14 protein-coding genes are annotated in these 23,066 nt (G+C 38.8%); 6 read left to right on the top strand and 8 right to left on the bottom strand.

The window, feature by feature from the left end; translation table 11 throughout:
* The first annotated feature begins 18 nt into the window (after positions 1 to 18).
* Complete coding sequence (locus EHQ59_RS11490) at positions 19 to 1,104, top strand: flavin reductase family protein (RefSeq protein ID WP_135619786.1); 1,086 nt, start codon at positions 19 to 21, stop codon at positions 1,102 to 1,104.
* Positions 1,105 to 1,162: 58 nt separating this feature from the next.
* Positions 1,163 to 2,344: a fatty acid desaturase family protein gene (locus EHQ59_RS11485; RefSeq protein ID WP_135619785.1), complete on the top strand. Its 1,182-nt coding sequence runs from the start codon at positions 1,163 to 1,165 to the stop codon at positions 2,342 to 2,344.
* 91 nt (positions 2,345 to 2,435) lie between these two features.
* Here the strand turns inward: EHQ59_RS11485 and EHQ59_RS11480 are convergent, their stop codons facing one another.
* On the bottom strand, positions 2,436 to 4,148 hold the full coding sequence (locus EHQ59_RS11480; protein WP_135620018.1) for an acyl-CoA dehydrogenase family protein: 1,713 nt from the start codon (positions 4,146 to 4,148) through the stop codon (positions 2,436 to 2,438).
* A gap of 369 nt (positions 4,149 to 4,517) precedes the next feature.
* Between EHQ59_RS11480 and EHQ59_RS11475 the strand changes: the two genes are divergently transcribed.
* Positions 4,518 to 5,324 (top strand): dienelactone hydrolase family protein, encoded by an 807-nt coding sequence (locus EHQ59_RS11475; RefSeq protein WP_135619784.1) that lies wholly within the window; start codon positions 4,518 to 4,520, stop codon positions 5,322 to 5,324.
* Here EHQ59_RS11475 and EHQ59_RS11470 read toward each other — a convergent pair.
* Genes EHQ59_RS11470 through EHQ59_RS11455 form a run of 4 tightly spaced genes read right to left on the bottom strand, consistent with a single transcriptional unit; the run spans position 5,273 to position 11,292 of the window.
* A complete protein-coding gene (locus EHQ59_RS11470; protein ID WP_135619783.1) occupies positions 5,273 to 8,383 on the bottom strand; it encodes an efflux RND transporter permease subunit in 3,111 nt (1,036 codons plus the stop codon). The genes EHQ59_RS11475 and EHQ59_RS11470 overlap by 52 nt on opposite strands.
* A 1-nt stretch (position 8,384) precedes the next feature.
* Positions 8,385 to 9,524 (bottom strand): efflux RND transporter periplasmic adaptor subunit, encoded by a 1,140-nt coding sequence (locus EHQ59_RS11465; RefSeq protein WP_135619782.1) that lies wholly within the window; start codon positions 9,522 to 9,524, stop codon positions 8,385 to 8,387.
* Positions 9,521 to 10,849: a TolC family protein gene (locus EHQ59_RS11460; protein ID WP_135619781.1), complete on the bottom strand. Its 1,329-nt coding sequence runs from the start codon at positions 10,847 to 10,849 to the stop codon at positions 9,521 to 9,523. The genes EHQ59_RS11465 and EHQ59_RS11460 overlap by 4 nt, the downstream gene beginning before the upstream one ends.
* 47 nt (positions 10,850 to 10,896) lie before the next feature.
* Positions 10,897 to 11,292, bottom strand: a complete 396-nt coding sequence (locus EHQ59_RS11455) for a hypothetical protein (RefSeq protein WP_135619780.1) — start codon at positions 11,290 to 11,292, stop codon at positions 10,897 to 10,899.
* 117 nt (positions 11,293 to 11,409) lie between these two features.
* Here EHQ59_RS11455 and EHQ59_RS11450 point away from each other — a divergent pair, with 117 nt between their 5' ends.
* Together EHQ59_RS11450 and EHQ59_RS11445 are read left to right on the top strand one after the other, a co-directional pair.
* Positions 11,410 to 13,374 carry an acetoacetate--CoA ligase gene (locus EHQ59_RS11450; RefSeq protein WP_135619779.1) on the top strand — a complete coding sequence of 655 codons (1,965 nt, stop codon included), beginning with the start codon at positions 11,410 to 11,412 and terminating at the stop codon, positions 13,372 to 13,374.
* Entirely contained in the window at positions 13,371 to 14,132 is a 762-nt protein-coding gene (locus EHQ59_RS11445; protein ID WP_135619778.1) for a hypothetical protein, read from the top strand. Before EHQ59_RS11450 ends, EHQ59_RS11445 begins: the two co-directional genes overlap by 4 nt.
* 62 nt (positions 14,133 to 14,194) lie before the next feature.
* Here EHQ59_RS11445 and EHQ59_RS11440 read toward each other — a convergent pair whose 3' ends face one another.
* From EHQ59_RS11440 to EHQ59_RS11430, 3 genes are all read right to left on the bottom strand, one after another.
* Positions 14,195 to 14,581 (bottom strand): c-type cytochrome, encoded by a 387-nt coding sequence (locus tag EHQ59_RS11440; RefSeq protein WP_244245502.1) that lies wholly within the window; start codon positions 14,579 to 14,581, stop codon positions 14,195 to 14,197.
* A gap of 47 nt (positions 14,582 to 14,628) precedes the next feature.
* Positions 14,629 to 20,532 (bottom strand): LamG-like jellyroll fold domain-containing protein, encoded by a 5,904-nt coding sequence (locus tag EHQ59_RS11435; RefSeq protein ID WP_244245501.1) that lies wholly within the window; start codon positions 20,530 to 20,532, stop codon positions 14,629 to 14,631.
* A gap of 190 nt (positions 20,533 to 20,722) precedes the next feature.
* Positions 20,723 to 21,697 (bottom strand): cysteine synthase A, encoded by a 975-nt coding sequence (locus tag EHQ59_RS11430; RefSeq protein ID WP_135619776.1) that lies wholly within the window; start codon positions 21,695 to 21,697, stop codon positions 20,723 to 20,725.
* 46 nt (positions 21,698 to 21,743) lie between these two features.
* Here EHQ59_RS11430 and EHQ59_RS11425 point away from each other — a divergent pair, with 46 nt between their 5' ends.
* Positions 21,744 to 23,063 (top strand): MFS transporter, encoded by a 1,320-nt coding sequence (locus EHQ59_RS11425; RefSeq protein ID WP_135619775.1) that lies wholly within the window; start codon positions 21,744 to 21,746, stop codon positions 23,061 to 23,063.
* Positions 23,064 to 23,066 lie beyond the last annotated feature (3 nt).

Raw genomic sequence — 23,066 nt, 5'->3', positions numbered from 1 at the left:
TGCGAAAAAGAGGCAAAAGTGAAAACATTTCCATTTATCTACAACGAACCAAAGGAATTCCTAAAATTCCTCCAACCCAAAGATTGGGCGAATTTCTTCTTAGGAGAAATAAACCCGCGATTTTCTGTCACTGCAATCAAAGCCAAAGTAGTTGCTGTAAAGGAAGAAACAGCTGATACGAAAACCATAGTCTTAAAACCAAATTGGTTATGGAAAGGTTTTCAATCAGGACAACACGTACCTGTGACAGTTGAAATTGCAGGAAGAAGAATCACTCGATTTTATTCGTTATCTTCTCATCCTTCTGACTCAAACTTACAAATCACCGTAAAACGCCAGAAAGGTGGTCTAGTTTCAAACTTCATCAATCAAAACATCAAAAAAGGTGATATCTTAGAATTAGGGGAAGCAAGTGGTGACTTCGTATTTTCAAAAGAGATTCCGAAGCAGTTATTATTTCTTGCAGGTGGGAGTGGAATCACACCCATTCATTCCTTATTAAAAGATTTAGAAAAATCGAATTATACAGGCAAGGTGACATTACTTTACTTTGTCCGTTCTTACGAAGATATCATTTTGAAATCATCACTTGAGAAAATTAAATCAAATGTGAAATGGTTAAATATCGTTTATGTGTTTTCTGATGTTCCAAAAGAAGGATATGAATCTGGATTTTTAACAAAAGAAATCTTAGAGAAATACAATCCGGATTTAAAATCTACATCTGTTTATGTCTGCGGTCCTTCTCCTATGCAAACGAAAGCATTGAGTTTGTTAGAAGGTGTGAAAGTGAAGTCGGAACTCTTCTTATTACCGAGTCAAAATGTTTCCAATGTTAAAAAAGAAGGAACAGTGGATGTATTTTTAACTCTCAGTCACAAAACCATCCAAGTGAAAGGGGAAAAATCCCTCTTAGAAGAACTGGAAGAACAAGGAATTTATCCTCAAAGTGGATGTCGAATGGGAATCTGTCATACTTGTGTTTGTAAAAAACAAACAGGATCTGTGACTGATTTATCAAATGGGGAAGTATCGGAGTTAGGTGAAGAAAATATCCAAATTTGTGTAACACGAGCAGAATCAAGTTTGGAATTGGAACTCTAGATTGGTGGAAAATCAAACCAATTGATTTAGAAAAAAGTAATTATCATAGGAAAAGAAAATGAGAACAATTAGTAAAAAATTAAACAAAGAAGAAATCGAAGCATTTGGAAAAGAAGTAGATGCACTTCGTGAAGAAGTAATGTCCAAAGTGGGTAAAGAAGACGCAGACCATATTCGTTTTATTTATAAAATGTATCGCTATACTGAGGTATTAGGTCGAGGACTCATTCATTTTAGTTTTGAACCGATTTCATTTGCGGCTGGAACTTTATTGTTATCCGTTTCTAAAATCATTAATAATATGGAACTTGGGCATAATGTTTTACATGGTCAATACGATTGGATGAATGATCCAAGATTTAATTCCAGAACATTTGAGTGGGACATTGTTTGTAATGCACACCAGTGGAAATTCTACCACAATTACATGCACCATACATATACAAATGTGATAAACAAAGATCATGATTATGGTTACAATTTCACACGATTGACCGAAGCACAAAAATGGAAACCAGTTCATTTGACTCAACCTTTTACAAACTTATTCTTAGCGATGAATTTTCAATGGGGAATTGGAGCACATGGATACCGAGTGGAATACTTGGAAACTCCAAAGAAACTTAGAAAGAAAAAAACATTAAAAGATTATAAAGCTCTTTTCTTCAAAAAAATCGAAGTGCAGATGTTAAAAGATTATATCTTATTTCCAGCACTCGCTGGTCTTAATTTCCCAAAAGTCATTTTGGGTAACTTGATTGCCAATTTGGTTCGTAATCTTTGGACTTATGCTGTGATATTTTGTGGTCACTTCACTGAAAATGCAGAGTCATTCACAACAGATGAAATCGTGGGTGAAACAAAAGCACAATGGTATCTCCGTCAACTAAAAGGTTCATCCAACTTAGATGGTTCCAATTTGTTTTACACAATGACTGGTCACTTAAGCCATCAAATCGAACACCATATGTTTCCTGATATGCCTGCAATTCGTTACCGTGAAGTAGCACCTCGATTAAAAGCAATTTGTGCTAAATATGGTCAACATTACAACACGGGAAGTTTCGTAAAACAGTTTGGATCTGTATGGAAACGAATCATTGCTTATTCTTTCCCTGATCATGTTGCAGGGAAACTCATGGGAAAACGTAAAAAGTTTTTGGAACCAACGGTAATCGTAACACAACCGAGTTTTCAACTGAGTTTGCCTTCAGAAGAAAAAACTGTATCCATCAATTAATCTGAACTAACATGAATCTCTTCTAGTCGCAATGGAAGAGATTCATACCTTTCCTTTCTTTCCAGGGCCCTCTGAAAAGGGGCCCTTTTTTTTATCGTGACTTTAATTTGATATGGTTCGAAGTTAAAATCGCTAAACTATCATTGTGAAATTCTTTACACCATCTGCTTCGAAGTTCTTTTCTAGTATTCGATTTGTTTTTACTTCTCTCTAACAAAAGTCCGACAACGAGTCTAGCAGCAGATTCAACCACTTCAAAACTAAATGATTCTTTTGTATTTTGGTCTGGAATCGATTTATAGGTTTCTACGATGGATTCAAAAATAGAACGTATCTCTTGTAGAGTTTTGTGAGATTCGGAACCAGTTGTTATATGATCCAAATAAGTTCGGAATGTTCCTGTTTGGCTCATACCTGATGTAATTCCTCCAATCGCTGCATTTACCTGGATTTGAGTGGTTCCGTCATAAATATTCGTGATTCTTGCATCGCGATACAAACGAGACAAATCATAGTCTTCTGTATATCCAGCACCACCTAATACTTGTAATCCATCATAAACTAAGTCATTACACATTTCTGAATTGTAATACTTGGAGATAGGAGTGAGTGTATTGGCAACTTTTTCCCAAAATTTTGCAGTTTTGTTTTCTTCTGCAGAAACTTCTCTTCCATCTTCATACCAATAGTATTTGTCAACGGAATAGGCTGCTTCTACCATAAGGCATCGCATTCCTGCAAGTTCTCTTTCCATACGATCTAATAATCTTCGTACCGCTGGAATTTCATAAATTGGTTTTCCGAATTGATATCTTTCTTTGGCGTATTTGAGAGCTTCTTCGTAAGCCGCAGTGACTATGCCTGTTCCTTGGGAAGAAACGCTGAGTCTTGCTCCGTTTAACATTCCCATTACATACTTCACAAGACCAAATCCTTCTTTTCCAACCAAATAACCTTTGCTATTTTCAAAAACTGTTTCGCAAGTAGCGGATGCTTTGATGCCCAGTTTTTTTTCAATTCCTTGGATGGCGTAATCTTTGTTCTCAACAATGAAAAATGATAATCCGCGTGCTCCACTTTCCGCAGAGCCGGTGCGTGCTAAGGTGAGTGTAATTCCAGGTCCGCCATTCACACCACATGCTACAGTTTGGAATCGTTTTGTTCCAGTGAGAAACCATTCCTCATCTTTACGAATGGCTTTTGTTGTGATATTCGGCAAATCAGAACCAAAGTCTGGTTCTGATAAACCCATCGTCACTGTATAATTCCCGGAAATCAATTTTGGAATCCATTCGTTTTTCATTTCTTCGGTGGCACAGACTTCTAAGATTGCTGCAAGTCCCATACTTCCAACGGCTATCGTGATGGAACTATCCGATCGGTACATGATCTCGGCAATCATAGCTTTAATGATACTTGGGACTCCGAGGCCACCATACTTTCTTTTGAAAGCAGCAGGTCCAAGTCCTGCATCATGATACATTTGAATGACATTCACCATCTCTTCTGGATGGACAACGTCTCCATTTTCAAATTTTAATCCTTTAGCATCAACAACAGAGGCAACTTGGGAAACATACATCCCACTGATTTCGCCACATGATTTTAAAATTTCTTCGTAATAAGAGATAGCCTCATCGACGTTAGTGGGTGCCATTTCCAGTTTTGGATTTTTGGAAGTTTCGTATAATTTTGCATCGGTGTAATGATTCTCATAAATAGGAACAATTTCATTCCAATCAATTAAATCATAAAAATGTTCTCTTAAGTCTTCGTTACTGAGAAAGTAATTGTTTTGGATCATATCTTGTCCTTCAGGATAAAAAGATAAAACTTCGTTTTGTCTTGCGACTAAAAAAAACAATTTCTTATTAAAATATTGAAATCATGTTCCAGGATAGAACGATCGGTATACTTCAGTTTGATGATTATTCCCGTTGGTGAACTGATTGGTTCACTGAATGTTTCTACCAAAAACTATACATAAGATCGCGGAACTATTTTGTTACTTGGTCTTGAACATTGGGATGGATGTGTATAGATTCTTGGAAAAACACTGAAAAAATAAGATCAGTTTCCGAAAAAATTGTATTTTCAGACTGTTTTTTGGATTCTAAGATTTGATTCGGAGATTGGGAAACCATTTGGTTTTCTGAAATCCACAAGGAGAGATATGAAACATTTCATTTCGATAATCACTTCCCTAATTGTATTCCAGTGTAGTACATTGCCAACGGCAGAACAACCAGTGAAAGCAACAGTCACTGGCAATGCCTTAGAATATAAATTAGATGGGAAAACATACGAAGGTTTTATGGCAATGGATTCAAGTGTATCGGGCAAAAGACCTGGTATCCTTGTGATCCATGAATGGTGGGGAGTGAATGAATATCCCAAACAAAGAGCAAAACAACTAGCAGATTTAGGTTACGTAGCTTTTGTTATGGATGTTTACGGGAAAGGGATTTTGGCAAAAGACCATGTGGAAGCAGGTAAATTATCCAGTGCAAATGGTGATCCTAAGATTTTACTAAAAAAAATATACAAAGCGATTGAGATTTTAAAATCCAATCCAAATGTTGATTCTGCTAAAATTGGTGCGATCGGCTATTGTTTTGGTGGTGGCGGTGTCATCGAACTCGCATTAGATGGTGCTGATCTGAAAGGTGGTGTGGTATCCTTCCATGGAATGTTAGGAAGCAAAAATTTAGCAACTGGTGTTAAAAAAATAAAAACAAAAGTTTTAGTTCACCATGGAGCAGATGATCCTTTTATTCCAAAAAATGTTGTCGAAAACTTTCAGAAAACAATCACGGAAGCAAAAGCTCCCGTTACCTTTGTTTCCCATCCAGGTGCTGTTCACGGCTTCACAAGACCTGGAGCGGAAAAACATGGATTACCTGGTCTTGCTTACAATGAAAAAGCGGATTACGCTTCCTTCGAAAGTATGAAAGACTTTTTCGCAAAAAACTTCAAATAAACGATTGGTAAAACAAAGAGGGTTAAGGCACTAGCAGTGATTAATCCTCCAATTACAACCGTTGCCAATGGACGTTGTACTTCCGCACCTGGGGAAGTACTGATTGCCATCGGAATAAAACCTATCGAAGCAAGTAAGGCAGTTGTTAATACAGGTCTAAGTCGCGAGACAGCTGCTTCTTTGATTGCTTCCAGCAATGGTTTCCCTGCTTCTTCCAGTGATTTGATAAAACTGATGAGTACCAAACCATTTAACACAGCAATTCCAAACAAGGCAATAAAACCAACACCTGCGGAAATACTAAAAGGCAGATTCCTTACATATAATGCAAAAATTCCTCCTGTGATCGCAAAGGGAACATTTAAAAAAATGATAAAAGCAGGAAGTATCTCATTAAATGCAAAATACAAAATCAAAAATATAATGAGTAAAGTAATTGGAACTACCACTAACAATGTATTGGTGGCAGATTCAAATTTTTCAAACTCACCTCCCAATGTGTAATGATAACCATCAGGGAATTTGATCTTTTCATTTAATACCGTTTTGACAAATCCTACTGTACTTACCATATCACTGCCGCGGATATTGAATTGGACAAGTGCATATCGATTTTGATTTTGATGGTAAATTTGAACAGGACCATCTTCAATTTTGATCTCTGCCAATTCATGTAGAGGAGCAAATTGATTTGTTCCTACATGGATTGGTGTATTGGCTATTTTTTCAGAATTAGATTGAATGTCTGTTTTAACCACAATCTCAAAACGTTTCATGCCTTCGTAAACAATTCCCGCTGGAACTCCTGATGAAAACGATTCAATGATTCGATTGATTTCTTGAATGGTTAGATTGTATCTTGCTAACTTTTCGCGATTTGGTTTGATTTTTAAATATTCTAAACCATACAACTGTTCAATGCGAAGGTCAGCAACTCCTTCAATGGATTTAATTTTGGAAGAAATGTCTTCTGCGATGGTTTTCAGTTGAACTAAATCATCTCCAAAAATTTTGATCCCAACATCAGCTCTAATACCTGCCATGATTTCGTTATTTCTCATTTCAATTGGTTGTGAGAGTCCATAAGCAACTTGAGGTGCCACACGTTGGATCGTTTCTTCTAACTTGTCTTCGATTTCCGATTTGGAGAGTTTCCAGTCGGATCGCGGTTTCATCATCAAATACATATCTGTTTTTTCCACACCCATTGGTTCTATGGCAAGTTCAGGAGAACCTGTTCTCGATACAATTTCTGTGATCTCAGGAATGGATTGTAAAATGGCTTTTTCAATTTTATTGGAAGAGGATAAGGATTCGGTTAATGTTGTAGAAGGATAACGACTAATTTCGATTAATAAATTCCCTTCATCTAGTTTTGGTAAAAACTCACCACCCAATTGGAAAAACAAAATGATTGATACAATAAAGGTAAAGATAGTCGCCTTTGTTACTTTCGTACCATGATCCAAACAAAAATTTAGCTTTGGAATGTACCAATCTTGTATTCTTTGAAAAAAAGCGGTTTTTTGTTCCGGTTTCACTTCCGTGTGAAGGAAAAAAGAGGCTAACACTGGTATAATGGTCAAAGTCAGTAGAAAGGAACCAATTAACGCAAACAAAACCGTTGTGGCCATCGGAATGAACATTTTACCTTCCGTTCCACTTAAAGTCAGAATGGGAATGTAAACGATGCCAATGATGATTTCACCAAAGATGGTTGCTTTTCTCACTTCGATCGTTGCATGAAGTATGGTATCGATTTTTTCAGATGGATTTAGTTTTCGATTCAGCTCTTTTACTTTTAAACCAATCCTCCTATGCGAATTTTCAATTAGGATTACGGCTCCATCCACAATCAATCCAAAGTCAATGGCACCCATTGACATCAAATTGGCTGGTAAATCTCTTATGAACATGAGGGAGATAGCAAAAAGCATGGCCAATGGGATGACAGAAGCGATCACCAAACCAGATCGAAAATCACCGATCATCAAAAACAAGATGATGATGACAAGGATTGCTCCTTCTGATAAATTCCAAACTATGGTTTTTAAGGTATTGGTAACCATAATCGATCGATCATAATACGGTTTGATTTTGATTCCAGTTGGTAAGGTTTTTTCGATTAAAGATATTTTTTCTTTTACTGATTTTGTAACGGTTAAAGAATTTTCACCGAGTAACATCAAAGTGACGGCTCCAACAACTTCAGTTGTTCCAGAAGAAGTAGCTGCTCCCTTTCGAAGTTTGGGTCCTTCTTTAATTTTTGCTACATTACTGAGATAAATTGGAAAACCATCTTTAGTTTTACCTACTTGTATTTTTTCAAAATCTGGGATCTGTTTTAATAAACCATCACTTCCGATGATCAATTGTTCATTGGATCTTTCTATGTATCCACTCCCAGTCGCTAAGTTGTTAGATTGGACTGCTTCTACAATTTGAGTCATTGATATCCCAAGAGAAGCGGCTTTATACGAATCAACAATGACTTGGTATTGTTTGGTTTTACCTCCAAAACTATTGACTTCCACAATACCTGGAACGGTTTTTAACATGGGATTAATCACCCAATTTAAATAAGTGGTGAGTTCCATTTGGTTATGAAATTCACTTTCTAATGTAAATTGAAACACCTCACCTAAACCAGTTGTGATCGGTCCAATCACAGGTTTTCCATAAATAGAAGGTATGTTATCTGAGGCTTCATTTAGTTTTTCACTCACAAGTTGTCGACTGGTAAGTAAATCGGTTCCATCTGCGAACACAACTGTGACTAAAGAAAATCCATAACGAGACACAGATCGAATTTCAATGACATTTGGAATCCCAGTGAGAGCACGTTCTACTGGCAAAGTGATGTATTGTTCAATTTCTAAGGTGGAAAGGGATGGCGAAGTTGTGATCACTTGAACCTGAACATTGGTGATATCAGGTACAGCATCTACTTTTAAGTGTTTTAACGAATAAAAGCCACCTAATGCGAGCAAAGTGGTCGCGATTACGATAAGAAGTCGATTGTGAAGTGAAAAATATACAATTTTAGTTAAAAATTCCATATCATTCTCCACCAAATGTATCTTTGAATAAAATTGCTTTTAGTTCAAAGGCACCTTTTGTAACAACTTTGTCTCCTTCTTGGATTCCTTTTTTCACTTCTGTATTATGATCTGTCGTAATACCTGTTTCCACTTCCAACCATCGAAATTGATTTTCCTTTTGTTCCACAAAAACAAATTTGCGATTTTGATAGGATTGAATGGCATAATCTGGTAATTGAAAACCTTTTCGTTCATTCACACGAAGAATGGCTTTGCCAAATAAACCAATTTTTGCCTTTCGATTTTGATTTTGAAAGACAACGCGAGCATGAACTGTACGAGATTCAGGGTCTACTTTTTCACCGATATGTTCCAATTTTCCTGGAAAAATAAGGTCTGGGTATGCGTTTAAGTGAACGTTTGCAGAAAGTCCTTCAGATAAATACTGTAAGTCATTTTCGTAAATTTTTGCTTGGAACCATAAATCAGAAAGATTGGCAATTGTTGTTAAGATTTGATTTCCATTGATGATAGAACCAGGGATAGCATTCCTTGATAGAGCCAAACCAGACTTAGGTGCATAAACAATGTATAAACCAGAGGAATGATTGTCGATGGGTAAACCATTTGCACGTAAAGCTTCTTCGGCAGAATTTTTTTCTGACTCAATGACTCGTAAATTTGCTTCTGCATCAATCTGTTCTTGTTTTGCTGCCAAATTCATTTTTACAAGTGAACTAATTCGTGATAAATTTTGTTCTGCCGCATGAAACTTTGATTTGGCTACGAGATAATTAGATCTGAGTTTGGCAAGCTCAGGGGAATCAATGGTCGCCAGTTTTTGACCTTTTTTGATGAAATCCCCTTCCACAAAATGAACTGATGTGACTCTTCCTGATATCCTTGCTGGCACATCCATGATTTGATCAGGTACAGCTTCTGTTTCACCCAAAAGTTCTATTTGTGTATGGATCGTTGTTGATTGTATTGTCTCCGATTCCATTGTGATTTCCTTTCGTTGTTCTTTTGTGAGTTCTAATAAGTCTTCCGTGTGATGACTTGCGATTTCCACAATTTTTGTTTGGCGTGTGAACCAAAAATAAGAAGCAGAAAGAATGATGATGATAGAAAATAAAAAGATCTTTGTATTTTGGTTCATTGTTGGATTTCCATTGATTGTGTCGGTAAACCGAGTACTCGAATGAGTTCGATTTGTGAAATTTCATATTCAGACTTAGTATTGAGGTAATTTAATTTAGTTTGCAGAAGGATTCTTTGATGATTGATTGCATCAATGATTTTGATTTTACCAAACTGGATGGCTTCTTGTAAGTTTTTTAAATCAAATTCAGCTCTTTGCATTTTTTTTTCATCATAAAGTTGGATTTCATCGGAAAGAGTTAAATAGTTGGTTAAGGCAAACAACACTTCTTGTTTGACATTTCTGGAAACAGATTCTTTTAATTCTTTAGATGATTCAATATTAGAAGCGGTGATCATGGATTCCCCTTCATAATCTCTCCAAATCATTAGTGGTAGTGTTACCATTCCACCTACTACACGTTCGTTGAAGCCATCATTTTGCGCAAAGGCACCTAAACTGACATTGGGAATTTTTTGTCTTCGCACTTCATTGTGTCGAAGTAAAGCGAGTTCAATCTCTTTTTCAGTTAAAAAGATTTCTGGTCTATATTGGTAAGCAATTTTTACCAATTCCGATTTTTCCTTGGGTAGGTCCGAAGGAATTTTCCAATGGAAACTAGTTTCTTCATGGGAATCGATTGGATATCCAAGTAAAACTTCTAATTCGGATTTTGCATTTTCGAATTGGCGATGAGTTTGATTCCATATTTTGAAGATACGAATCTCTTCTGATTCAGAAAGTGATTCATCAATTCCTGGAGATAAACCTTCGTTGATTCGTGCTTTGGAAATCTTTTTTAATTCCTTCACTAATTGTAAACTATTGTTACTATTCTCTTTTTCAAGATATAGATAACGATACTTGGTTAGTTTCTTTAACGCTTCGAATTCTAAAATTCGTTTGACGGACTCCAAACGAAACACTTGTGATTTAAATTCTTCATCCGCAATTTGGATGGCAATTTCTCTTTTGCCATTGGTAAATATTTCTTGGTTTACCATGACTTGGAAATTATTTGCTGTACTTGGACTAGAACCCAATATGGAACCTGTCGAATCTCCATTCCGGTTTGCCACATAACCAGAAAATGTGGGGTTCGATGGAAAATAATAAGAAGCAATTTTTTTCCTACCCAAAATTTCCTTGAGTTTAATTTCTTCCAATCGAAAGTCTGGATGACGATAAACGATGCATAAACTCAATTCAAAGATTGAATCTGAATTTTGGCATTTTAAATTGGTATCTTTTGCATTTCCATTTGTATTCCATATGAGTAAAAAAATACAAAGGGCAACAAAGGATTTTGATTGATAAAAATGATAAAACTTTTTTAAAAACATGGAACCCTCCCATGAATGAATCACAATCAGAATTCTCTGAGGATAAACTAAGAGTATATGGATTTGGGGGGTCTGAAGTGGTAGTGAGAGACTATGTGTTTGGGGATTTGGATTTCGTTCGGTTCATAATAGAATTTATGAAGTTGGACAAGAACATGAGAAAGGTATAAATCCCAAGTAATAGAGACAATCAGATTACAGGGACAAGAGATACAAACATGGTCAGAATGTTCCCCGTCTTCCCCTAAATCGTGATCAGTATCCAAACCTAACGTATGATCCAAAAAGGAATAGGGACAACCACTCTCAGGGGAACCTAAGGCACCACAGTTGATTTCATTGTCCACCAAACGTTGGTAGATAAAATGAGAAGCAAATACGAGGACAAAGCCAAAGAGGAAAATTTGTTTTCCTAATTGTATCTGTTTCTCAATTGCCTTCATAGGTTTAGTAAAACGATATGATTTCCACTGACTTTTGCAATCACTTATCTAAATCGAGTGGGGATAAAGTTGGTAACTTTGTTGCCTTGAAATTTGAAGGGAACAAGATCAGTTCTCATGGCGACTCAAAATCCCCTTTGGATACCTTCTCAATCTGCTACCAATCTCAGTCGTTTCCAAACTCACTTGGAACAAAAATTCGGGAAACCTTTATCTGATTATTCCTCCCTCCATTCCTTTTCCGTTTTAGAGTTTGAATCGTTTTGGATGGAATGGCTCACGTATTCAGGAATTCTTTTGCATCAAAAACCAAAAAAAACTTTGGAACGAGGAGAACATTTTTCCAATTCCAAATGGTTTCCTGGTGCGACTTATAATTTTGCAGAAAATTTATTGGAGAAGGGAAGTTTTGATGCGGAAGCAATTGTATTTTATAGAGAAGATGGATCCGTAGAGCGAATTACCTATCAGGAATTAAAACGTGAAGTGAAAAAACTTCAAAAACACCTAATTTCGTTAGGTGTCACAAAGGGAGACCGAGTCGTAGGATTGGTTCCCAATGCACCGATTGCAACCATAGGTATGTTAGCAACTACTTCGTTAGGTGCGATATGGGCAAGCGCTTCTCCTGACTTTGGTGTGAAAGGAATTTTGGATCGATTTGAACAAGTATTACCAAAAGTTTTAATCTCCGTTGAGTCATACTTTTTCAAGGGAAAACAAATCTCTATCGTGGATACATTAGAAGAAGTCACGAATGCTTTGGCATCGAATCCAAAATCTGTTTTCAAGCAAACCATTGTATCTGATTTTATCAAACCATTATCGGATTTTGGAAAGATCAAATATCCATTCCGTTATCAAACATTGCCTAGATTGGAAGGGGATGACCCCATTTCCTATACATCCATTTCTTTTTCGGATCCAGTGTACATCATGTTTTCTTCGGGGACAACGGGTCTTCCCAAATGTATAGTGCAAGGTGGTGGCGTTTTAATCAATCATACCAAAGAACTTGCGTTACACTGTAATCTTTCAAAAGGGGATCGGTTTTTTTATTACACAACTTGTGGTTGGATGATGTGGAATTGGTCCCAATCTGTATTGGCATTGGGTGCAACTTTGTACCAGTTTGATGGGAATCCATTGTATCCTTCTTGGGAAACCCTATGGAGTATGGCCGAAAAAGAATCCATCCACGTCTTCGGAACAAGTGCCAAATACTTATCCGTATTGGAAGAAGAAGGTATTTCTATAAAATCCAAATATGCACTACCAGATTTAAAAGTGATTCTTTCGACTGGTTCTCCATTACCCGTTTCAGGTTTTGAATATGTGTATGAAAAAATCAAAACAGATGTACAACTTTCCTCTATCTCTGGTGGAACCGATTTAAACGGTTGTTTTGCTTTGGGAAATCCCAACTTACCAGTGTATGCTGGTCAAATTCAATGTAAAGGTCTAGGGATGGACGTACAAGTATTTGACGATATGGGAAAATCAGTGGTGGGAGAAAAAGGAGAACTCGTTTGCCCCACACCGTTCCCATCGATGCCACTCTTCTTTTGGAATGATGAATCCGGCGCGAAATACAAATCTGCTTATTTTGAAACCTATGATAATATCTGGTGCCATGGTGATTTTGCATCGATTACAGAAGAACAAGGTGTGATCATTTACGGAAGGTCTGATGCCACTTTGAATCCTGGTGGTGTGCGCATTGGAACAGCTGATATTTATTCGGTAGTATCCAAAATTTCAGAGATCAAAGATTCGGTGATCATCGGGCAAGAATTCAAAGATGATGTCCGAGTAGTTTTGTTTGTGGTATTAGCAGAAGGAGTTTCTTTGGAGGAAGGATTGATCAAAAAAATCAAAGAACAAATTAAAAAAGAAACTTCCCCAAGGCATGTTCCTGCAATCATTCTGACCGTTCCTGAAATTCCATATACAGTGAATGGCAAAAAAGTAGAAATCGCCGTTAAACAAACAGTAGCTGGTTTAGAAGTGAAAAATAAAAATGCTTTAGCCAATCCAAATGCACTTGATTTTTTTAAAAATAGAAAAGAATTGATGGAATGAAATTTTCAAAGTTTCCGCTAATCTCTTTTCTCATCGTCTCTCTTTTTTTGACTCCTTTGGTGGCAGAAGAGGAAAGTTGGAAAACTTGTTTACAAACCCATTGTCTAAGCTTTCGGTTACCTTCTGCTTGGTATCTAACCAACCGAAGGTCCAATGGTCAGACAACAAAATTAGATCACTTCCGAACAAACGTTTTAAAAGATGGACTGGGGCGTGATATCATCCCAGCACTCGTGATCCTATTTAAAGAATCGGACACCAAACAAATATTAAATCCTATTCTCTTTCATGTAGAATCAAAAAAATTCATTTTAGTTACAAATATTAAGGAATATTACAACTTACAAAAATTAAACTCGGAACCAGAACAGGAAGTATTTCAGTTTTTGGGAATGGTTGGCAGCTTTCAGGATAAAGAAGACACTGTCATCCAACATTATATCACAACGACAAACGATACATTTGGAATCACAGTCATCGTTACTTGTTTAGAATCTGTTTATCCACAAATCGAAAGAGACATCAAAGTTTTTTTAAGTTCTTTAAAGTATGAAAAAAGAATTTCACCTTGGAAGTTTTCTTCTCTCAGTGAACAAACGAAAAAAGCAAAAGAGTTGGAATTAAGTGCCCAGTCTCGATTGAAAACAAAACATGTGGATCAAATCAGTACTGCGCTAGAGGAATTGGATGATGCTTGTGAATTGGGGGTTTTGAGTTCCTGTGAGTTGTTTTCCAATTTAATGAATCTCGGGCGTTAGTCGCTTACGACTCAATTCTATTATTTTTTATTTTCCAATGACTGATTGGAAAATTCCAAAGTTTACCTTTGGTTTTTTTGCATCTTTTGAATGTATTCAGCCAATGCATCGATCTCATGTTTGCGCATATGGGAATATGCTTTCATATAAGTGCCTGGAATTCCATTTTGAATGGTTTTGGCGATTGCTTGTTTGGATGATCCATAAATGTAAGTGGATACATCTTGAAAATTAGGTATCCTTGCATCTTTTAATAACGAGGCTCTTGACCCTCTGCCGTTTCCTTCTGGCCCATGGCAAGAGATACAACCATTTTGAATGTACATAGCTTCTGGAAATGGTACGGTGATTGCTTTCGGTGGTGGAGGTTCTTTTTTGGTAGAATCGTTTTCTGAATTACAATGAATCAAGATAAAACAAAACATGATGGAAAAGAAATATTGGATCATGGGGGATCGGAGAGCAAATGAAAACTTCTGTGTCAAATGAGTTACTTCTAATCGCAATAGATTGGTACCGCAGTTAAGTCAAGATTATACTTTTGGGACAGATAACATAAGACAATCGTGCGACCTGGGGCAGCTAGTGTGTTGTTATAATAAATAACTTCTCCAATATTTCCTGAAAAGAAAATTGTTTCAGATGAATCTGATCCTAAATAAAGATCACTTGGTGTGAAGGTTTTACTTGGATCTGTAGAGATTGTTTGGTTCAAACCACTGGAGAAAAATGAAAAATTTACCCCACTCTGATGTTCAAAAGTGACAAGGTAGGGAAAGTAAGTGAGGTTAAAGTTGATGGAGCTAGAACCAATGATGCCTTCGGATATTTTCCCCATTCGGAATATATTTCCATCAAAATAATAAGATACACCACTATTTGATTCAAAGATAGGTCCGTTGGTTAAAAAACTTCTAGTAAGAACAAAAAACATTGTCGAATTATTGGAAGGGATTCCTGGTGCACTCAGTCGCTTTAGATTCTGGGAACTATCAAAATTCACAGCAGGTTTCCCTCCGATTCCCACATTATTATAGGAAGGTGGGGTTCCAGCCACAAAGGATGCTCCATTCCCACTTCGGTCTTGCCAATTGGAGACTGTAGAAAAATTACTTAAGTTGGAAAAACTATCGGCACCTAAGTGAAGTTTTAAACTGCTTGCTGCAGGGTTTACATTCCAAGTGGATACTTGCCTAGGATCAAATCCTGACATCGACTGGATTTCGTTAGTGGAAAGAGCTCTGTTGTACACAAGGACTTCATCGAGTTGGCCATTGAATCCATTGGCTAAGTCAGACCTAATTCCAATGGTAAAAACACTTGGATCTGCGTCCCAAGTGGATTTGGTTTGAGAGGTCAGTTTGACACCGTTATGGTAAATCGTTGCTGCATATGTACCGGAAGGTCCTTCAAACACCCCACAGAGGTGATTCCAAACATTTTCATGGTGATAATAAAACTCTTCCACGTCATTTGCAAAACCAGAGAAAAAATACTTTGAACTTGTAAGCCCTGCACCTAACGCAATCATACGATCCGTCGTTGTTGGTCCAATGCTCAACATCGTACCAGGGTTCAGAAGTGAGGTTTTGTATTGCACACAAATCGTACGAGGTTGGAATTTTTTCGGAAGTGGTGAAGATGTCGTTGTGACAGTTATATAAGAACTTCCATTGGTATTCAATGCAGAAATGGCATTTCCATATTTATCGACAACTAGACCTGCTCCCATATTGGTACTGGGATTTCCAAATCCACTGACATCTTGGAAGTCTTTGTTAAAATCGAAACGAGCGACAAGTCCCATGGGAATTTGTGCGGAAAGGATTCTTACTTCCTTTGCAGAAAGAGCTTTGGAATAAATTCTAAGTTCGTCTAATTTTCCACCAAAGACATGGCCAGGGAAAGTCATAAACCGACCTAAATACAAATCAGTACTTGGCTGTGTATCCAAACCGCTGATGTCATCTGGGCCTACCACTTCATTTCCATTCACATAGAGATACCCATAGGTTCCGTCAAAAGTACCACAAACATGTGACCAACGGTTGAGTGGTAATGCATACGTGGGAGTTGGATACATTTCATTGGCACCCACTTGACCAAACCGCAGTTTGAGGTTACCTGTAGGTGACTCACGATACATTCCTAAAATGAATTCTGTATTGGAGGAATGATCACCATACGCCACAAGTGGTGCATTATCACCCATATTCGGGTAACGTTCAGGGTTTACCCAAATACAAATACTTCTTGGATGGCGACCAAGCGGTAAACCTGTGGAAGACCCACTTAGGTAGCCACCAGAACCATATTCAATTCGATACGAAGTATTCGGGACACGATTGATTCCTGGAGCAGGATAGGTTTGTCCACCGTAAGCAGCCAAAGAGCTACCGACAGGACCTTGAGTCACTGTGTCATTGGTGAATTGGTAATGCGCTAAGAGTTGAAAAGGCCTTGCCGAATAAGAATCACCCACAAGAGAACTATCTGCATTTTTCGCCAGATCGTTTATTTCCCCTTCATTCAGTTCTCTATTGTAAAAACGTAAGTCTGCAAGCCGGCCTGGAAAATAGAAAGTCGCACCTGATGAAACTCCAATGGTTAAATTTCCTGTTGCAGGACTTGTGGTTAGGATTTTTTGGAACACTAAATTTCCATTTACGTACACTTTGTACACATCGTTACTATCTACTGTTAAACTTAGATGGGTCCAAAGGTTCGGTATGATAGAAAAATTCGTAGGTTCTGGAGGTAACCCTCCTCGGTATACTGCGAGTTGGTCGTTTGCATCGATAAAGAGACCATGTCCATTACTAGTATAATCACCATTGTAAAATAAAACTTTTCCTACACCGGCATTAGAGCCGTCCCATAAAATCCAACCAGCCATTGTGATTTTATTCACCGACGAACTAGGAGAAGGTGCTTGTCCTGCATTCCCGTTAGAAGTAGTTGCGGCTCCATTGGTTTCTCCAAACCTACCATTTCCAAAACCTGGACTCCCCACAGCAGTGATGGTTTGGCTATTTTTGAAATTGAGTATCGAACCATTGAGCGGGTAATAGGCGAGTAAGTCAGGTGTATTTAAGGTACGTAACGTATGACTGGTTCCAAATACAATCACATCTCCCAAGTTTGTGATGTATTTTGGAAAGGCTATATTTGCATTGATTCCATTGCCATTCGTGACTCCCAGATTTCCAGAGCCTGCAACAGTGATCACTTCCCCTGTGACACTATGGATCCTTCGGATGCGGTGGTTTCCATAATCAGCTACATACAAATAAATCCCATCGGAAGTGATTCCATGTGGAGTATCGAAGGCGGCTTCGGTTCCCGTGGCATCAACATAACCACTCGTAGGATTCCCTGCAAGGATCGTTGTAACACCCGTATTTTTATGAGTTTTAGTGATAGAGTGTGTTCCTAAATTGGTTGTATAAAGATAATCGCCAATGATGGTGATTCCTTCTGGAAAATTGATATCACCACCAGAGACAAGTGTGGTAACTTCTCTGGTGCTCAGTTTGATCACTCTGATGGCAGAATTATTTCGATCAGCGATATACAGTTTTTGATCATCAATCAAAATCCCTGCAGGGGAAGAAAAACGAGCCGCTAACGGGTCTGTTGAATCAACTAAAGCATTTGTAGGATATAGAACAGAATCATCTCCCGCAAAAGTTTCCACAAAACCTGTGCTAATGAGGACTCGTTTGATGCGATTGCCTAACGTTTCTGTCACATACAAATAGGTTCCATCGGTAGTGATTCCCTTTGGTAAACTAAACGTACCACTCGCTCCCGAACCTGGTGTATTCCCCGCGGCTCCATTTCCTGCGAGCGAAGAAACAGTGGAAGTCATTGGGTTAAAAATTCTAATTTTATGATTTCCGGAATCAACAATATAACCTTTGGTTCCATCATAGGTAATACCACTGATATCATTAAACGAAGCTGTTCCGGCACTTCCATCAGCCGCCCCACTTGTCACTTGTCCAGCAGCAGTGGCTATTTCTCCTCGGTAATAATGAATTTGAATGGGAGCTTGTTTTTTAGCACCGATTGCATTGCCATAGCGATACCCTGCGACACAATTCACAGCTATGTTTGTGATATTGGCACCTAACACCGTCCCTGATACATCGGATTGAACGGCACAAACAAATCCTGGTGGTTCTTGTGTGATTTGGACTTCGTAACTAGTCCCACTGGCAAGAGCAGTGGCAAAAGCAATGGGAGTCGAAGTAGCACCAGACGGCACATTGATTGCATCTACTCCATTTGTGACCGTAAGTCCCGTTGGCAGGTTTGCAGAACTTGTGATGGTTCCACTCATATTGTAATTATCGACGTTACAGGAAATCGAAATATTGGTCACAGGAAGGTTTGCCACAGTGCCCGTTGGGTTTGTGATATTACAAGTTTGCCATGGGTTTTGAGGAGAGGAAAGTACGCTTACCGTATAATTGGTACCAGTTGGTAAGGCGGTATTGAATGTAAATGTACCGGTGCTAGCAATAATTAGGTCATCACCACCATTGATTTGTAAGACGAAGGTATTGGAACCAAAAGGAGTGGTGAGTGTTGCAATCGTTCCCCCAACCGTGTACACATTGGGTTGGTAATTGACACTGAGTACGTCACTTTGTGCTAAATTCACCTTACACATTCTCGCTTTTACGTTTTCACTCACACCAGGAGTTGGGAATACATAATTCCCTAGAGTTCCCGTATTGCAAGTGTTTGCTGCTCCGCCACAGTCTGGGTCGGCAGGAACACCTACCGCAGAAGTATGACAAACCCAGGTCGAACCTGTTGTTGTGGTACTAAAACTTACGTTTTGTCCAGAATCCAATAAAGATCCTGTGGCGACACTAGGGGTTGGTGTTGCGACTTTCAAAGTATAAGAAGAAGTGACCACTTGTGATTCCACCCAACCCACTTTGCAATGAATGGCTTTGATCACCGCTTGCGTATTGTCTGTTAAGGTTACTGTTGCTGTAGTACTCGTTCCTGAGGCACAAGTGGGATCGGCTTGCGCTCCGTTTCCAAGAGTGTAACGGTATTCGGATCCTGGGATTAACGTAGAAAGGGTGACGGTTCCATCGTCATTGAAAACAGAACCACTCACTGGTGAAAAACTTGGTAACGTTAAACTGCAATTGAGAACAGCATTGGACATATTGGCCACAATGCCTGAATGGGTCGCACCAGACGTGATCGTACACACTTGGTTAGGCGGATTTGCACTCACCACAATTTGATAGTCCACTCCACCTGGGATCGTACTTCCAAAGGTAAATGTGGAAACACCAGGGTTCACAGTCACTGACTGAGTGGCAAACGCAGGTGATCCACCAGTATGGACTAAATCTAAGGTAACCGCTCCACCGAGTACGCTTGTGGTGGTTCCGCCAGGACTCGATACAGAGCCACCTACTAAGAATGCATTGGAACAATTGACCGCAAACGTAGTGGGTCCATTTCCAACCGTAACCGAACTTGATACGGGTGTACACACACCCGATGTGATCACACCACCCGGATTGTCGACTGTGACCGAAAACGTTCCTCCACTCAAATACATTCCGGGAAATGCAAACGTTCCATCTGCGGTTACATTGATTTGGTTAGAACCATCTAACGTGAGTTTGAGTTCATTACCAACTGTCAGTGTTCCTAAAATCCCAATGACCTGGGCACTTACGACAAAGGAATTGGTCGTACAATTGATGGTCACAGCAATTGGAGTTGTGGTCATGGTTCCGTTTGTCACAACAGGAGAGGTGATGGAACAAGTTTGGCTAGGGTTTGTGGGTTGGCTTGCTATACTAAAATTATAAGTCTCTCCTGCGGGAAGGGGAGGGAATGAAAAACTAGCGCTATTGACATTGATGATATCGGTTCCAGCACCTGTGATATTCTGTAATTGCAGGCCATTGCCAGAAAGACCTGTTACCGTTCCACTGATGAGATACAAGGCATCCCCGCAGACCACTTGAATGCCTTCAATGTTTCCACTTAAGACGGTTCCTTGGCCTGAGGATACAATACAGTTTTGGATGGGAGAAGAAGGTGGAGTTTTGACATTGACATCATAGCCCGCACCCGAGTTGATTTTTCTCGTGAACGTATACGTCCCGTTAGAGGATATATCGATGACTTCTCCATTGTTTTCCATTTGGAGACCTGTTCCCAAAAGTCCCGAAACTTGGAAGGAAACAGAATAGGACAAAGTATTGGCTTGGAGGAATCGAAAGGTGGTAAAAGTTTCGAGGAAAGAGCGGTTGATCGAAGGAAAAGAACATCCAAAGATCGGGAGGACCAAAACCAAAACCATCCATTTCTGGATTTGCAAACCTATGTTTTGGCCAAAGAATAATTTCCCCATCTTCATTTCTATCGAATCATAACAGTTAGGAATCGAATTCGTCTAGAGAAAATCGAATTTTTTCTGGGAATCTGCACAAAGCATTGTGGGTAATCCGAAACCTTGTCAAAAAATTTAGGAAATGCAATCGAGAGAACCCCAGTTGGTCGTAACCGATTCCCTGCCTCCTTAATTTTGTCTCATTGGTACTTTAGAGAAGCCCCTTAGATTGCAAAAATTCTGGATTGTAAATTTTGGATTGGTATTTGGTTCCTGTGTCACATAAAACAGTGACGATGGTATGACCTCTACCTAACTCTTTTGCGATTTGAAAGGCAGCGGACAAATTGATCCCAACACTTCCTCCCATAAAGAGTCCATCTTCCTTCAGCACTTTTTGTAAGATCTGTAAGGCTACTTTGTCGTGGATACGAATCGCATCATCGGCAGGCATTCCTTCCATATTGTTTGTGATCCTACCTTGTCCAATTCCTTCAGTGATGGAAGAACCTTCGATGGAAATTGTACCGGACTTAACAAAAGAATAAACTCCTGAACCATAAGGATCTGCAACGACACATCGAATTTTTGGATCTTTGGATTTGAAATACAAGGCAGTGCCAGCATAGGTTCCACCAGTTCCAATGGAGGTTGTCCAAACATCAATTTTGCCTTGGGTTTGGTTCCAAATTTCAGGACCTGTGGTTTCAAAATGTGCCTGTCTATTGGCAAGATTATCAAATTGATTGGCCCATAGGGAATTGGGTGTTTCTTTAGCAATTCGTTCCGACACTCGTACATAATTTCCTGGATCAGAATACGGAACTGCAGGAACAAGAATGACTTCGGCACCTAACGTGCGCAACATTTCGATTTTTTCTTTGGATTGGGTTTCTGGAATCACGATGATGGTTTTGTAACCTTTGGCATTACAAATATGAGTGAGACCAATGCCTGTGTTTCCAGCAGTCCCTTCCACAACCGTTCCTCCTTTTTTGAGAAGGCCTTTTTTTTCTGCGTCTTGGATGATGTATAAGGCAGCTCGATCTTTGACGGAACCACCTGGATTTAAGAATTCTGCTTTTCCCAAGATTTCACAGCCAGTTTCTTCACTCAAAGAACGAATGCGAATGAGCGGTGTATTTCCAATCGTATCAATAAATCCATTTCTAATATCTGTTTTCATGAGAATGAACTTGACTCCTTTCTATTAGACATCAATTTCCAAGTTTATGTATAAGTCCTTTCGGCAGTGGTTTGCTCCTGCCAAAGCAATTCCACAAAAATCAGAAGAAGAGATTCAAACTCTTTATCCAAAATATCGTTACCGCGTACTCGAATCAACTTTCATTGGTTATACGGTCTACTACCTCACTCGAAACAATTTTTCGCCAGTTTCAAAAGAAATTGGTGAAGCTTTGTCTTATTCCAAATCCGATATTGGTGATATTTTAGCCGTCACAGCCATCACCTATGGAATTGGAAAATTTTTTATGGGTGCATTGTCCGATCGTTCTAACCCAAAAAAATTTATGGCAGTTGGGTTATTACTCACAGCCATTTTAAATTTTTCATTTGGATTTGCGAATCATTATTGGGTTCATCTCATTTTGTGGGGAGCCAACGGTCTTGTACAAGGTATGGGTTGGCCTCCGAGTGGTCGTTCTCTTGGGCACTGGTTCTCCGTCAGAGAAAGAGGTACTACGTTTGCATTTTGGAATATTGCACATAATATTGGAGGAGGGCTTGTTGGTGTTATCGCCTCTTATGCTGCATTAAAAAATGGATGGCAATATGCTTTTTTTGTACCAGGTGTCATCGCTCTTATCGAAAGTTATATTGTATTCACTCGGCTTGTAGACACACCTCAATCGGTGGGACTTCCTCCAGTGGAAGTCTATCGAAATGATTTCCCACCGGAAGAAAAAGAAGATCATGAAAAAGAACTAACCACCAAACAATTGATTGTTGAACAGGTTTTGTTGAACAAATATATTTGGTTGTTTGCCATTATTAATTTTTTTGTTTACATCATTCGTTATAGTTTGATCGATTGGGGTCCCACTTATCTAAAAGAAACAAAAGGTACCGATCTGCTCGGTGGTGGATATTCCACATTGATTTTAGAATTTGGGGGAATTGGTTCTACTATACTCATGGGTTGGGTTTCCGATAAGTTTGATGGCAGAAGGGGGATGGTGAGTTTACTTTGTATCATTCCCATTTTTTTTGCGTTTGTAGGAATTATGCTCAATCCTCCTGGAAATATTTGGATCGACTATGCATTGTTTGGTTTGATTGGATTATTTATTTATCCACCGGTGATGTTACTCGGTGTAGCAGGCATGGACTTCACATCAAAAAAAGCGGTAGGCACGGCTGCCGGATTCATTGGACTTTTTGGTTCTCTTGGACGTACAACACAAGGTAAGGGTCTTGCTTTTTTATCCACACAGTATTCCTGGGACGTTGCCATTGGAGCCATTTTGGTTTCGACTCTCATTGCAATTTTCCTTCTGATTTTTAGTTGGAATTTACGACCACGTGGGTAAATC

The organism is Leptospira kemamanensis (assembly GCF_004769665.1).
In the GTDB taxonomy this organism is placed as follows: Bacteria; Spirochaetota; Leptospiria; order Leptospirales; family Leptospiraceae; genus Leptospira_A; species Leptospira_A kemamanensis.
Note: the sequence above shows the minus strand (reverse complement) of the source record. Positions and strands in the feature narration are given on the sequence as shown.

Excerpts from the sequence above, each read along its gene's own strand:
- EHQ59_RS11435 (WP_244245501.1), bottom strand. The coding sequence starts at position 20,532 with ATGGGGAAATTATTCTTTGGCCAAAACATAGGTTTGCAAATCCAGAAA.
- EHQ59_RS11480 (WP_135620018.1), bottom strand. The coding sequence starts at position 4,148 with ATGATCCAAAACAATTACTTTCTCAGTAACGAAGACTTAAGAGAACAT.
- EHQ59_RS11425 (WP_135619775.1), top strand. The coding sequence starts at position 21,744 with ATGTATAAGTCCTTTCGGCAGTGGTTTGCTCCTGCCAAAGCAATTCCA.
- EHQ59_RS11470 (WP_135619783.1), bottom strand. The coding sequence starts at position 8,383 with ATGGAATTTTTAACTAAAATTGTATATTTTTCACTTCACAATCGACTT.
- EHQ59_RS11485 (WP_135619785.1), top strand. The coding sequence starts at position 1,163 with ATGAGAACAATTAGTAAAAAATTAAACAAAGAAGAAATCGAAGCATTT.
- EHQ59_RS11475 (WP_135619784.1), top strand. The coding sequence starts at position 4,518 with ATGAAACATTTCATTTCGATAATCACTTCCCTAATTGTATTCCAGTGT.
- EHQ59_RS11465 (WP_135619782.1), bottom strand. The coding sequence starts at position 9,524 with ATGAACCAAAATACAAAGATCTTTTTATTTTCTATCATCATCATTCTT.
- EHQ59_RS11455 (WP_135619780.1), bottom strand. The coding sequence starts at position 11,292 with ATGAAGGCAATTGAGAAACAGATACAATTAGGAAAACAAATTTTCCTC.
- EHQ59_RS11445 (WP_135619778.1), top strand. The coding sequence starts at position 13,371 with ATGAAATTTTCAAAGTTTCCGCTAATCTCTTTTCTCATCGTCTCTCTT.
- EHQ59_RS11430 (WP_135619776.1), bottom strand. The coding sequence starts at position 21,697 with ATGAAAACAGATATTAGAAATGGATTTATTGATACGATTGGAAATACA.
- EHQ59_RS11450 (WP_135619779.1), top strand. The coding sequence starts at position 11,410 with ATGGCGACTCAAAATCCCCTTTGGATACCTTCTCAATCTGCTACCAAT.
- EHQ59_RS11440 (WP_244245502.1), bottom strand. The coding sequence starts at position 14,581 with ATGATCCAATATTTCTTTTCCATCATGTTTTGTTTTATCTTGATTCAT.
- EHQ59_RS11460 (WP_135619781.1), bottom strand. The coding sequence starts at position 10,849 with ATGTTTTTAAAAAAGTTTTATCATTTTTATCAATCAAAATCCTTTGTT.